Origin of the sequence: Kitasatospora sp. NBC_00240, from assembly GCF_026342405.1 — a bacterium.
Taxonomy (GTDB): domain Bacteria; phylum Actinomycetota; class Actinomycetes; order Streptomycetales; family Streptomycetaceae; genus Kitasatospora.
The window spans coordinates 26156-39076 of sequence record NZ_JAPEMU010000002.1 but is presented as its reverse complement, the minus strand read 5'-3'; the positions used below and the strand labels follow the sequence as shown (position 1 = coordinate 39076).

At 68.7% G+C, this 12921-nt stretch carries 12 protein-coding genes; 9 read left to right on the top strand and 3 right to left on the bottom strand.

The features are described from left to right. Nucleotides 1-153 precede the first annotated feature (153 nt). Both OG689_RS40230 and OG689_RS40225 read left to right on the top strand, forming a co-directional pair. The gene (locus OG689_RS40230; RefSeq protein WP_266327935.1) at nucleotides 154-534 is read left to right on the top strand and encodes a hypothetical protein; all 381 of its coding nucleotides are present in this window, start codon (nucleotides 154-156) and stop codon (nucleotides 532-534) included. A gap of 289 nt (nucleotides 535-823) precedes the next feature. Beyond that, nucleotides 824-1471 (top strand): hypothetical protein, encoded by a 648-nt coding sequence (locus OG689_RS40225; protein WP_266327933.1) that lies wholly within the window; start codon nucleotides 824-826, stop codon nucleotides 1469-1471. A 34-nt stretch (nucleotides 1472-1505) separates the two neighbouring features. Here OG689_RS40225 and OG689_RS40220 read toward each other — a convergent pair whose 3' ends face one another. Next, nucleotides 1506-4268, bottom strand: coding sequence for a hypothetical protein (locus OG689_RS40220; protein ID WP_266327931.1), 2763 nt, complete (start codon nucleotides 4266-4268; stop codon nucleotides 1506-1508). A 772-nt stretch (nucleotides 4269-5040) separates the two neighbouring features. Here OG689_RS40220 and OG689_RS44960 point away from each other — a divergent pair. From OG689_RS44960 to OG689_RS40185, 6 genes are all read left to right on the top strand, one after another. After that, nucleotides 5041-5718 carry a transglycosylase family protein gene (locus OG689_RS44960; RefSeq protein ID WP_323189401.1) on the top strand — a complete coding sequence of 226 codons (678 nt, stop codon included), beginning with the start codon at nucleotides 5041-5043 and terminating at the stop codon, nucleotides 5716-5718. A 526-nt stretch (nucleotides 5719-6244) separates the two neighbouring features. Further along, the gene (locus OG689_RS40205; RefSeq protein WP_266327929.1) at nucleotides 6245-6373 is read left to right on the top strand and encodes a hypothetical protein; all 129 of its coding nucleotides are present in this window, start codon (nucleotides 6245-6247) and stop codon (nucleotides 6371-6373) included. Continuing rightward, on the top strand, nucleotides 6364-6489 hold the full coding sequence (locus tag OG689_RS40200) for a hypothetical protein (RefSeq protein WP_266327927.1): 126 nt from the start codon (nucleotides 6364-6366) through the stop codon (nucleotides 6487-6489). The genes OG689_RS40205 and OG689_RS40200 overlap by 10 nt, the downstream gene beginning before the upstream one ends. Continuing rightward, nucleotides 6483-6884, top strand: coding sequence for a LuxR C-terminal-related transcriptional regulator (locus tag OG689_RS44955; RefSeq protein WP_323189400.1), 402 nt, complete (start codon nucleotides 6483-6485; stop codon nucleotides 6882-6884). Before OG689_RS40200 ends, OG689_RS44955 begins: the two co-directional genes overlap by 7 nt. Before the next feature lie 709 nt (nucleotides 6885-7593). Further along, nucleotides 7594-7983, top strand: coding sequence for a roadblock/LC7 domain-containing protein (locus OG689_RS40190; RefSeq protein WP_266328359.1), 390 nt, complete (start codon nucleotides 7594-7596; stop codon nucleotides 7981-7983). 129 nt (nucleotides 7984-8112) lie between these two features. Next, nucleotides 8113-10434: a LuxR C-terminal-related transcriptional regulator gene (locus tag OG689_RS40185; RefSeq protein WP_266327925.1), complete on the top strand. Its 2322-nt coding sequence runs from the start codon at nucleotides 8113-8115 to the stop codon at nucleotides 10432-10434. 90 nt (nucleotides 10435-10524) lie between these two features. Here the strand turns inward: OG689_RS40185 and OG689_RS40180 are convergent, their stop codons facing one another. Further along, a complete protein-coding gene (locus OG689_RS40180; protein WP_266327923.1) occupies nucleotides 10525-11148 on the bottom strand; it encodes a type I-E CRISPR-associated protein Cas6/Cse3/CasE in 624 nt (207 codons plus the stop codon). 185 nt (nucleotides 11149-11333) lie between these two features. Between OG689_RS40180 and OG689_RS40175 the strand changes: the two genes are divergently transcribed. Next, on the top strand, nucleotides 11334-11825 hold the full coding sequence (locus tag OG689_RS40175) for a hypothetical protein (protein WP_266327921.1): 492 nt from the start codon (nucleotides 11334-11336) through the stop codon (nucleotides 11823-11825). Here the strand turns inward: OG689_RS40175 and OG689_RS40170 are convergent. Continuing rightward, nucleotides 11806-12744, bottom strand: coding sequence for an IS5 family transposase (locus OG689_RS40170; RefSeq protein WP_266327919.1), 939 nt, complete (start codon nucleotides 12742-12744; stop codon nucleotides 11806-11808). The two genes, OG689_RS40175 and OG689_RS40170, sit on opposite strands and share 20 nt — an antisense overlap. Nucleotides 12745-12921: the final 177 nt, after the last annotated feature.

Sequence of the window (12921 nt, the reverse complement as noted above, 5' to 3'; positions counted from 1 at the left end):
GGTCAGACCATGGGATTCAATTACATTTGCCAAAATGTGGAAATGAGAAACTTCTGCTGTTGGCGCTGCTGCCGGGGTGCCCGCCCGGACTCGATGGTCAATGCGAAAGGGGCCCGGGGTGGCGGTGCTCATTGCCTGCCACCCGAACCGCATATGGACGTCGAAATCAATGAATCCGACGAGCCGGCGACGCCGACCGGCACAAAGGGTGCCAATGGATCCTGGGATCACGAACACATTGCCCGGCTCCTGGCGTTCTCGGCCTCGGTCGATCGCACCGGCCGCCGGCTCGCACATGCGCTGGAGAGCGACCTCGGCGACACCCCCGTATGGGTCGCCCTCGGCGCACTCGAGTTCACCATCGACCGACTGCTGACCCAAGCCCGCCGAGCCGTCGCGGAGGCCCTCACATCGGACGATCCCACAGACGCGGAGCCCGCCGCGGAGACCGACGACGTAGCGGACTCAGACTCGCCCGACCAGGGGCCACCCGCCGCTGTGCCCTTGCGTCTCGTTCCGAGACCCGCCGGCTGACGGCCCGGCCGCAGTCGAGACCCGCCCGCACCGCGGGTGCGAAGCCCGGGTCTGCCGCCCGGGCGGTCCCATTCGGCGTCGGTGGGGACGGCGAATGCCTGCGGACACGCCGTCGAACGCGCGTATCCGGCCGGGCCGGGCACCTACGGATACGCTGGCGGAGACCGGCCCGCCCACGTTACCGATTCCCTATGTACAACCACACTCGGTGTGTTGTAGGTCCGCCCCGAGGTCTTTCCGGGACCTTCCCGAGGAGACAGAGAATCGCGAGGGCGATCTGGTCGAAGGCGTGGAATTCCGTTTGGAAATCCGTCGCCTGCCCGTCGACAATGTGCACACCCGCGCGACGGACCGACCAAACGGCAAGGAAGTCATGGGCATGATGCAGAGGGATGGGCGCTCCACCTTCCAGAGCGATGGTTCCGTCGCCAGGAAAACCCACCAGGGGATCCGCATCGCGACTGCCCTCCTCACGGCAACCTTGCTCACCGTGGGTACGGCTGCCTGTAGCAGTTCGAACAATTCCTCCTCCCCGGCGACTTCCGCGTCCGCGACGCCGTCGGGCACTGCCCCGGCGGATCCCGCGGCTGCTGAAGCGACGGTGAAACAGAACTGGGAGAAGTTCTTCAACCCGTCAACCTCACTGGATGATCGGACAGCCCTGCTGCAGAACGGCGAGCAGCTGAAGCCGCTGCTGCAGACAGTGGTCGAGAACCCGCAGGGTGGCCAGGCGCAGGCACAGGTCAGCAACGTCACCTTCACATCGCCCACCACCGCCGACGTCACGTACACGCTCTCGATCCAGGGCAACGTGGTGCAGACCGACGCGAAGGGCAAGGCCGTTCTGGTGGACGGGACCTGGAAGATCTCCACCACAACGTTCTGCGGGCTGGTCACCCAGGGTGGGACTGTCACGGGTCTCGCCGGCTGCAGCTGAGCTTCCCCCGCCCGGCTCATAGGTTACCCATGGGTTAGTCTTCGTCCGATTCTGCATTTTGATGCCACCAGGTCGAATGATCCGTGGGAGGGAATTCAAAATGCGGGTTGACGAAATAGAAGTCGTCAGGTCGGTTGGCATGAAGTGCGCTCAAGCCGCGAGGGGATCTGACTTCTTCGTCGGCCCCCAGGATGAAGGACCGGTCGATGCCGCCCTCGAAGGCCACCTCCTTCTCGGGGCGAGCGAAATGCGGGTAGTCGTCTCCGTAGGTCATACTGGCATCGACCCCCTGTTCCGGTGCGTCAATTTCGTAACGGTATCCCTCGCGGTGCCCCAGATCATCCCTGCGGCTCGTACTGACCCATTGCGATCGACTACGCGTACTCCAGATATGGTCCATCAGGGTGACGTTCGAGTCCGGGATACGCGGTTGAAATCCGGTCTCGAATATTTCGTCGGGATTCCTGGTGTCATTCCTGTACAGCAGATCGTCGTCGTCGCGGACGACGTAGTGCTGATACATTTGAGAGTAGCCGGTATGGTCGTCACCTTCGCTCTCGCTCTCACTCTGGTGGTAATAGGTGTCGGAGCCTCCGCGGAGTCCGGGGCCGGGTGTCATGCCGAGGTTCTTTGCCAGGTTTCTGGCGGACTCCTCGCCGTCCCGGCGGAGAACGAAGGCCACTCGCTGCCTGTCTTCTTCGTGCAAGGCGCGTTCCCGTGTGGTGGCGGGGTCCGTTCCGATGAGGACCGGCGCTGCGACGAGGGGGTCCGTCCGGGACATCAGGTGCTGGTATTCCTGTTCGGGCAGCTTTCCCAGGGTGCGGACGATTGTGTCCATCGGGGGAAGTCCGAGCAGATCGTCGTTCAGTCGTCGATGTTCTGCTGGGTACGGTGTGCCGGCATGCCCGGTCGTGCCCTGGGCCGCAGGCTGCCACGCCGAGCCGTCTTCACGGGGCTCGGGGGCGGGGTGGTGGGTGGTGGGTGGGTGCTGGTCGTGGGGGGTGGCGGTCGGCTGGGTGGGGGTGTCCGATCGGGTGGTGCTGAGCGGTTGGTCGCTGGTCGTGGTGGTGGGTTCCTGCGGTCCGCCGTGCAGCAGGGCCCGCGCAGGGGTGTGGGCCGTGCTCGGCTCGTGCGACTGTGCGGCGGGCGCCGTGGGGAGTGCCTCGCGGGGTCCGGGCAGCGCCTGCTCCCACGCGGGCGGTTCCCGCACCGCGTCCACCGGCCGGGCCGGTGTCTCCACCACCTGGTGGCCGGCACGGGGAATGGAAACGTCCGTTCCGGTGCCCCGTCCGGAAGCCGTCTCCTCGGTCGGGTGCGGCGGTACCTCCCGCACACCGGCCGCGGCAGCGGGGGGCGGTGCGGGGGTCGTGATCGTGTCGCTCGTGCGGTCGGCCGGGTCTGTCGGTTCCAGGTGCGTCCACGACCGGGGGCCGCCTGTTGTGGTCGGCCTTTCGGAGATGGTCACTCCGACCTTGCGGGTGGCGACGAAGTCCTCCAACGCGGGCATCTCGTGCGCGCTGACGGGGGCGGCGAGGACGATCTCGCGCGGTAGCGCGGCCGCCGTCCGCGGTGCCCGCTGGAGCGCGCCCCACACCGACTCCAGCTGCCGCACCACCCCGCCGCCCGCCATGCCAGGAGTGCCCACCACCAGAGGCGGACCACCCAGCCCCGCACCCATGCTGCGGACCACGGACGCGAACGCGGCATCCCCCGGCCCGGCGCCGGCCGACTCCGGACGCGCCCACAACGCACCGCCCGACGTCTCCTCCAGCCACAGACCGTCCAGCAGCGAGAAGCCCACCCCCGAGTCCGGGACCGCCTCGGACGGCTCGAACCGCCCCCCGCCGTCGGCTCCCGGCAGCCGCGCCACCAGCGCCGCCAGACCCTCCGGCACCTTCCCCGCCCGCACCCCGCCGTGCCGACCGGCCAACGCCCCCACCACGCCCTGCGCGAACGCCTCCGCCGTGTCCGTCACCGGCGCACCCTGCACCGCCCCCAACCCCACACCCGTCACCACACCCGACAACCCCTGCAACCCCATCCGAGCCGGCAGACTCCCCGTCCACACCGGCGCGAACAGCACCTCCCCACCCACCGGCGCCGACCGCCCCGCCCCGACCAACGCACCCCGCACCGCGACCTCCCCCCTCGCCGCCACCGCCCCCACACCCAGACCCACCAGACCCGCCAAAGCCCCCATCCCACCCGACATGAACAACTCCCCCACATCGAAGCGCCCACCGTGACCCCGCGCCATCACAAGCCCCTGCGACAACCCGTCCGCCGACATCATGAACAACGCACCCGCACCCGCCGCCGCCACAGCCCGCACCAACCACACCCCCACCCGCGCCAACAACTCCTGCGCGAACGCCTCCACCGCCGCCAACCACCCCAACGACGCACCACCCGTCAACGGCGCCACCGCCACCGCCCACCCGATCGACGCCGCCAACCACGCAGCAATCACCAAAACCTGGTACTTCGCCTTCTCCACCTGCGCAGCACTCTCCCGCACCCCACCCGCAACACTCCGCGCCGCATCCACCAACGCCCCGATCCCCGAATCCCGAAACACCCGCTCCATCAAAGCGTCATGCGCCTGACGCGCATCCCCCTCCCAACCCCGCACACCCACCGACTGCCACACCAAAGCCCGCCCCAGACCCTCCGCATCCACAACAACCCGCTCATACACACCCGCCAACCCCCGCAGAACATCCTCATCCGCCGACGGCCACACCCCCACCACATACTTCGCAACCACCCGCAACTCCAGCGGAAGATCAAGCGACACCCCACACCCCACCAACCACCCGCACCCCACACAACCCGCCGAAGCCCGACCCCTCGACGCCCCCGCCCCGCCGACAACCAACCTCAAACCACACGCAAGCCACCACACCAAAATCAACCGGCAACACGTCAAAAACCCTCAACCGCAATACCAGTTCGACACCAAGCACCCACACCCAACACCACACCGGAGCAGACCATCAAGGCAATAGCAAACAACACCCTACCGACACACCAGGACCCACCAAAAGAGCCCCAAGACCCAAAAATCGAGATCGCCCGCGCACTATCAAAGAGCTTGATTCTCTTGTGAGAAGTCTCCGATTCCGAGTGCATGCCTCGTCAGTTCGGTGCTGTGGATTGGCCGGGGGCTTGACGAGTTCGGCCCTGCAGGATGACCTTGAACCCCATCGGGCGTTCCTGGGGCCGTCACCCGAGGCGGGCCTTCGGGAGCTGTGAGGCCGATCTGTCACGGCGACATCTGCACCTGCCAAGCAGTCCCTGTGACGTATGCCATATCCGTGGCAGGCCGATAGTCGACGGCGTTTACCGTGTGCAGCCTTCGTAGACCTCTACGAAGGTCGGCCTCCGGAAACGCCGAATCCTGTCACCGGGCGGGCCGCTCTCTCGTGAATCGCCGTCGGACAGGGGCGGGTAACAGATGGGTCGCGAGTCCATGGCTGGTCCGGACCCGCACGAAGCACAGTTCGTACAATCTCGAACTCGATATCCCCCCAACTGTCGAACCCGCAGGCGTGGAGAAGGGTCCCGCCGTGCTGTCAGGAACTGGCCGTCACCGCCGTGTTCGCAACTCGTTCAAGCGCCGTCTTGTCGCGGCCATCGGCGTCAGCGGCATCTTCGGTGCTACCATCCCTCTGGCCATCGCAGGAACCGCCGGTGCCGCCTCTGTGACGACCTGGGACAAGGTCGCCCAGTGTGAGAGCTCCGGCAACTGGGCCATCAACACGGGCAACGGGTTCTATGGAGGCCTGCAGTTCACGCAGAGCACCTGGACCGAATTCGGGGGCGCCCAGTACGCAGCACGAGCCGACCTTGCCACCAAGACACAGCAGATCTCGGTCGCGGAGAAGGTACTGGCCTCGCAGGGCCCCGGCGCCTGGCCGGTGTGCTCCATCCGGGCCGGCCTGACTGCGGGAGGTGCACCCGCCGACGTTCAGGTCCCCTCTGTCGCGGCGGTGCCGAAGCCGCTGGCGGCCCCCAAGACGCAGGCCGCTCCGTCGGCGGGGAAAGCCGAGATTCCGACCGGTCGGAGCGCCAGCCCGCCGACCACCAAGAGCTACACCGTGGCAGCGGGAGATTGTCTGTCGGCGATCGCCTGGAGGAACCATGTTCAGGGTGGCTGGCAGGAACTGTATGCCCTGAACAAGTCACTCCTCGTCCAGGGACCTCACCAGATATTCCCGGGCCAGAGGCTCGTCCTCGGCCGCTGAGGACGTTCCTCATCCCCGCAGGGTACCAATGCCGCGCCATCGCCCCCAGGGCATCGCTGGCCACCACGCCGATGGCCGCTCACGGCACTCTCGGTGACGCTGACCGATCCCAGGGTCCTCCCTCCGTGCAGAGCCCCACGAGGGGGAGGACCATGGCTCTCGTGAACCCATCGGATCTCCCGATCGCCCGGCGGGAGTCGGCGACACGGCCCAGGCCGGTGACAGCCGTGCCGATGAGGGGCATGGGCCAGGAAGCAGGCGATCTGGTCGGGCGGCGGGTGCTGCGGCGGACGACTTCCACAAACACGGCCTCTGACCAGCCAGAACAGCAAACCGCCGCCGAAGCACTAGGCCGAACGGGGGCGAAGCGGGGCGCGGCGCTGGCAGGATCGCGAGGTTCTCGCCTGTACGCCGCTAGGTTGACGGGTGCTGCACCATTCCGGGTCCTACTGGCTGGCGCTGGCCGGCGCGCCCTCGGGTCGGGACTGCTCCTGGGGCTGCCACGGAGCGGGTACTCATCCGACTCGTGGAGAACAAGCCCCCGCTCAACGCGGCCGTGGTCACGCTGGGGCTCTTGGTACTGCTCAACGCGCTGGCCGGCATGATCTGGGGCAACACTCCTCGTTCCTCTTCACCATCGGCGCGGTGGCATTGATGGTGATCGCGCTGGTGCTGCTGTTCCGATGGACCGCCCTGGGCCTGCAGATGCGCGCCGCGGCGTACGCTCCGGAGATCGCCCGGCTGCTCGGCGTTCGGGTCGCCGGATGCTGACCACCGGCTGGGCGGCCGCCGGCGCCTACACCACCGCGCTGCTGACAAATGATCTCCACTGGGGACTTGTGCCGGTCATGCTCGCCTCAGTGCGGGTGGCCATGGCCCTGGGGCTCGTCGTCGGGGTGGCGGCGGCCCGAAGTGTCGCGGTGAAGTCCGCGCCCCAGTCCTCGGAGCCGGAGACACCGATCACCCGCCGCGAGCGGGAGATCGCCGGGCTGGTGGCAAAGGGCTTGCCCAACAAGGACATCGCGGAACGGCTGGTCATCTCGCCGCGGACCGTCGAGACCCATGTGCAGAACGTGCTGACGAAGCTCGGTTTCACCTCCCGGACCCAGATAGCCCGCCTGTTCGCCGGGCAGCAACCCGCCTCCGGTAGCGGCGGGAATCAGTAGGACTGCGGGAGATTCCCGTGGTGCTTCCTGCCAGCAGGTCGGGGCCGTCGCGACACGGAGTGACCAGCTGTCAACTCTGCTGCCGCTGAGCTGTGGTGGCGGGCACGGTCCGGGCCGGGCCCATGTGATGGGTCCTTGGATTCATTCTCGTGCGCATTTCCGGCACTTCTCCCGATCTCGCTTGACAGCCCCACGAGGATGATCACAGTCTGTGTCGGGAGCCGGGCCGAGCGGGCCGGTGTACTTCTCCCTGCCATGAGCCGCTCGCCCGACACCCTGGGGCGGGCGCCCGTGGGTCGTGCCGGTGCGGCCTTGCGGACCCGAGGTCGTGGCGGGTGCGGGTGCGGGCGCCTCGCCGACTGCCTCCACCCCGGCCCTGCTGCCGGGAGTCTCTCTCCTCGCAGGCACGTCGGTGCGTCCGATCGCCCCACCGGGCCGATCCCGCCGGGGGTGCTGCCACCCGCAGTCGTGGCCGTGTGCGCGGCGGTGGTCTCCGCGCCTCCGGGCGGACGCTGCCGTCGAACGGAACGGTCGCGGGCTGCCACCGCGCCACCCCGACGACCTCCAGCTGCTGCACCGGTCCAGTCAGGAGCGTGTGCCCGAGCGACCTCCTCCGGGGCGGCACGGGCGAGCGCCCGGCGGCGGCCCTTTGATATTTCGACGAACTCCCAGACAAGGGTGGACAGCGGTGAACCAGAAACGTTCCAACATGGACTGGATGCTCAGGGACCTCGCGGACAGCGTTCCGCTGACCCGCCATGTCGTGGTGCTCTCCGTGGACGGTCTGCGGATGGCACATCACGGCGCGAACACCGACACCGCCGACCGGCTGGCCGCGGCCTGCGCGGGTCTGCAGAGCCTGTCGGGGGCCATCGCCCTGGAGTTCCCGGACGGCAGCGGCCGGATGCGGATGGTCGTCATCGAGGTCGACGGCGGGTTCTTCTACCTCATGGCGGCGGGTGCCAACGCCTACCTCGCGGTGCTGGCCGACGAGGGCGTGGACGCCGGCCTGATGGGCCTGCGCATGCGCGACCTGGTGGCCCGCATAGGTGCGCATCTCAGCAGTCCGTCCCGGACGGAGGGGTGTATGGTCCGGTGAACATCCCCACATGCAACCGACCGACCCGGGCCCGGCGCTAGGTCATCACCGGTGGCCGCTCGTGCCGGCCGCCGACCTCGACCGCGTCCAGCTCTCGGTTTGGGACCCAACGTACTAGGATTACAGATTGTGACGGTTCTGGCGGGTGCACTTCCCACCGACGTGACGAGCCTGGTGGGGCGCCACGCGGAGGTCGCGGAGCTGAAGCAGCTGCTGTCGGACGCGCGGCTGGTCACGCTGGCCGGCACAGGGGGCGTGGGCAAGACCAGGCTGGCTTTGCAAGTGGCACGGGAGGTCCAGCGGGCCTTCCCAGACGGGGTGTCCTGGGTATCGCTGGCCGAGGTCAACGACCCCGGACTGGTCGCCCTGACCGCGATGGAAGCCATGGGCATGCGCGGCATGGACTCCGATCCCGTCGCGGCGCTGATCGACTTCTTGCGGGCGAGGCAGATGCTGCTGGTCCTCGACAACTGCGAGCATCTGGTCGACGCCTGCGCGGAACTGGCCGCAGTCCTGCTGCTGGCCTGCCCCGGCGTGCGGGTGCTGGCCACCAGCCGGGAGGTGCTCGGTACCGCGGACGAGCGATCGTTCACCGTACCGCCACTGCCTGTTCCCGAAGCAGACGGCCCGCCCGTCCTGCACTCCCACAGCGACGCCGGCGCGGACGCGGTGGCGCTGTTTGCCCAACGGGCCACTGCCGCAGCACCCGGCTTCACGCTCACCCCCGAAAACCGGCCCACCGTCGCCGCCCTCTGCCGACACCTGGACGGCCTGCCGCTGGCCATCGAACTCGCCGCCGTCCGGATGCGCGTCCTGAGCGTGGACGAGCTCCTGGCCCGCCAGGACGAGCGGTACGAGCTCCTGGCCCGCAAGCGTCGGCTGCCGTCCCCACGGCACCACTCTCTGCGGGCCGCGGTCGACTGGAGCTTCGAACTCTGCTCACCCGACGAACGCCTCCTGTGGGCCCGCCTGTCCGTGTTCGCCGGCGGCTGCGACCTCACCGCCGCCGAGAACGTCTGCACCGGCGACGTCCTCGACGCCGTGGCCGGACTCGTCGAGAAGTCCGTCCTCATCCGCGAAGAGCACCACGGCCGCGTCCGCTACCGCATGTTGGAGACCATCCGCCAGTACGGCTGCGAAAAACTCCGGCACACCGGCGACGAGGACGGGCTGCGCCGACGTCACCGCGACCACTACCTCCATCTCGCGGAACGCGTCGGCGACCAGTGGTTCGGCCCCGGCCAGGTCGAGCTGTTCGCCGCCGCCCGAGAGGAGCACGCCAACCTCCGCACAGCGCTCGACTACTGCCTCAACCGTCCCGACCAGGCCCGTACCGCCCTGCACATGGCCGCCTCGCTGTGGATCTACTGGATCGCCTGCGGCCTGCCCCACGAAGGCGCACTGTGGTTCGAGCGGGCCCTGGCCAGCGAAGGCGAACCCGGGCGGGAACGCGCCGAAGCCCTATGGGCGGCCAGCCTCCTCAACGTGTACGGCGGAAACCCGAACCCGGCCGCGGTGGAGGAGATCATCACCATGACCGCGGAGTGCCAGGCCCTCGCCGCACAGCTGGACGACCCGGCCTTCTTCGCCCACGCCACCTACCTCGCCGGATTCGCCCAACTTCTCGGCAGCGATCCGCTGCAGGGCTTCACCCTGCTCACCGAGGGAATCGAACTGGAACGGGCGTTCGGCGCGGACAATCCGCACCTGAGCTTCGCCCAGTTCATGCTCACCATCGCCGCAACCCTGGGCAACCTCGCCGACATGGTCATCACCGTCGGAGAGGAGGCCCTCAACGCCTGCCAGGCCCGCGGCGACCAGTGGCTGCAGTCCTGGCTCCTGCTGTTCCTGGGGACCGCCGACTGGCTCCAGAACCGCACCACGGACGCCGTGAACACCTTCCGGGAGGTGATCAGGCTCAAGGAGCCGTTCGGCGAACTCCTGGGGATCGGCTGCGCCGTCGAGTTCATCGGATGGTGCGCCGTGACGGACGGCGAGTACGAGCACGGCGCCCAGCTCATGGGCGCAGCAACCGCGTTCCTCAAACCGCTCGGGCTCGACTTCAACACTTTCGTCCACGGCTCGAAGGACGACCGGCGCAACCACGTCGTGGTCGCCCAGCAGGCCAGGGACGCCCTGGGGGACGCGGCCTACCGGCGGGCCAATGAACGGGGTGCCGCCTTCACCCAGGAGGAGGCCATGGCCTTCGCCCTCGGTTTGGACACCGGACACCACACAGCGGACCAGCCCGCCCGCAGCCTGCTCACCCACCGGGAGGAGCAGATCGCCGCGCTGCTCGCCGAAGGCCTCTCCAACAAGGACATCGCCGACCGCCTGGTGATCTCCCAGCGCACCGCCGAGACCCACGTGGCCAACATCCTCTCCAAGCTCGGCCTCGCCTCCCGCGCCCAGGTCGCCGCCCGGCTCGCCGAACCCCGGCCTCCCACCTGATGCGGTCGCCGACCGAGCGCTCGCCGGGCCCCTACTACCGATCGGGGACCGCAGCGTCGACCGCAACGGCTCTCTGGGCCGCAGCAAGCGTCAGCAGACCGCACCCGTACGCCCGCGCCCTGCCACGCCCACCGTCAGCGCATCCACCAACACCTTCGGCTCTGTCACCGTCAGCACACCCTCGAACGTTGCCGTCTGGAGAGACACGCGCTGCGCGCCCTTCTCCTTCCCGAAGGACAACCGTTCCCTGTGAAGGATCCGCATGTCCGGCTCCTCACCCACTCCGGTCCGCGGCACCTCGAACCCCCAGCGCGCGGTGCGCTCGAGGAACCAGCGACTCTGATGCGCCGCCGTCCGGTGTCCCAGTACCCGTCCCCTCTCACGAGGCACACCCGACGAACCGTCACCGGTCCCACTCGGCTGCGACGCCATCGTCTGAACCGGATTCGCCGTCACCCTGAACCGATACCGCTGACCGGCCTCGACCCGCGACAACAAACCACCACAGTCCCGCCCCTGCGGCCTACCGGCGGCCACATTCGGCCACCCCGCCTGCTCCACAATGTGCGTGAAATCGGCCTCCACCTGCGTCAACACCAACAACACCGGCCGGTGCGGCGCATCCGCGTCCAGCCGCCACAACGACCGGCCCGGATCGTCATACAAAGCAGTCGCACCGGCGACAGCCGCATGCATCGCCTGCGGCGAACCCAAAAACTTCTGAGCCCCGGGCGCAGCGGGTTCAGGAACACACGAGTGAGGATGGGCATGCCGATGTTCCCTGAGAAGCGAGTCCCAAACCGAAGGTAGGGTCACGTTTTCCCAGGTGAGGTGTGTGGCCGTCGGTCGTAGGCATGCTCGGAGCGTCGTGTCCGTGCGGGGCGTGCTGGAGGTGGCGGATGCCGTCGGTGCTGGGTGTGCTGGAGAGGCGCGAGCGGGTGGCGCTGGCCCGGGCGGAGGAGTTGCGGGCCGAGCTGGAGCGGCTTCAGGCTGCTGTGGCCGAGGCGGATGAGGCCGCGCGGCGCGCGGTCATCGCCCGCGAGGAGACGGTCGAGGCCCTGGCCGAGGCGGCCGAGGAAGCCGTCGTGGTCGGTGCGTCGATGGATTTGCCGGCCGCGGATGCTGCTGGGCCGCGGGTGGAAGTCCCGCTGTGGCGCGAGGGGGTGGGGATCGAGGTGCTGCCGCCCGAGTGCGCGCGGATCGTGGCCCTGGTCCACGAGGATGCCGCCGGTGGCGGGGACGGAGTGCGGGCTCGGGCGATGCGTGAGCATCTGGGTTGGTCGGCCAGTGACGCGCGGGAGCAGGCAGCGCGGTTTCGGGCGAAGCGGCTGGTCGAGCGGGGCTGGCTGACCGAGGGGCGGCCGGGGCTGTTCAGGCCGCGGACCGCTTGAGGCGCCGGGGCGCCGGTCGGCCGGAGCGGGCCAGGCGGCGGGTGGCCGGGATGCTCGCGGCCCACCAGGCCATCGCCTCGGCACTGTCGATGCGGGTCTCGTAGTCCCGGGCCAGCCGCCGGGCCCGGATCAGCCAGGAGAAACTGCGCTCCACGACCCAGCGGCGCGGCAGCAACACGAACCCCTTGGCGTCGTCGCTGCGCTTGACGACAGTCAGCGCGAGGGCCAGGACGGCGGCGGCGAAGACGACCAGCCAGCCGGTGTAGCCGCCGTCGGCCCAGACCAGGGTGATGCGGTGGTGTTCGGCGCGCAGGTGTTCAAGGAGGTCGCGGCCGGCGTCGTTGTCCTTGACCGACGCGTCGGTGACGATCACGGTCAGCAGCAGGCCGAGGGTGTCCACGGCGATGTGTCGTTTGCGGCCGTTGATTTTCTTCCCGGCGTCGTAGCCGCGGGTGGCGGCGCCGACGGTGGCGTCGGCCTTGACCGACTGCGAGTCGATGATCGCGGCGGTCGGCTCCTCCTTCTTGCCGGCCAGTTCGCGCAGCATCTTGCGCAGTCGGCCGTAGAGCTCCTTGGTGTAGTCGTTGTCGCGCCAGCGGCGGAAGAACCGGTATGCCGCCCGCCACTTGGGGAAGTCGGTGGGCAGGCTGGCCCAGCGCACGCCCTCGGTGACCAGGTAGCGCACGGCGTCGATCATCTGCCGGTGGCAATAGCCCTCCGGGCGGCCGCCGCAGCCGTTCAGCCAGGACGGGACCGGCAGCAGCGGCCGCACGATCGCCCACTCCGCGTCGGTCAGATCGGAGCCGTAGCGGCGGGCCCGGTCGGGCTGGTCAGCGGCATTCCCGAGCCGGTGTGCGAGGCAATCGCACGACATGCCGGAGCTGGACGCGGACGGAGCGAACACGGCACAGTGGGACACCAGGGCCTCCTGATGGTTCGTTGACTCGACATCACCGAACTGCGCAGGAGGCCCTTCTTCTATGCGCCGGCCGCGGAGCGATCACCCGAACGAGCCCGATGCGCACGGAAGTTCGAGTGACAGTCACGTCCCTCGGTTTGGGAATCGCTTCTGACGCCACGCCCCTCCCACCTGATG

What these genes read in the sequence shown, in the direction of transcription:
- OG689_RS40230 (WP_266327935.1), top strand. Translation starts at nt 154, where the DNA reads ATGGACGTCGAAATCAATGAATCCGACGAGCCGGCGACGCCGACCGGC.
- OG689_RS44955 (WP_323189400.1), top strand. Translation starts at nt 6,483, where the DNA reads ATGCTGACCACCGGCTGGGCGGCCGCCGGCGCCTACACCACCGCGCTG.
- OG689_RS40190 (WP_266328359.1), top strand. Translation starts at nt 7,594, where the DNA reads ATGGACTGGATGCTCAGGGACCTCGCGGACAGCGTTCCGCTGACCCGC.
- OG689_RS40175 (WP_266327921.1), top strand. Translation starts at nt 11,334, where the DNA reads ATGCCGTCGGTGCTGGGTGTGCTGGAGAGGCGCGAGCGGGTGGCGCTG.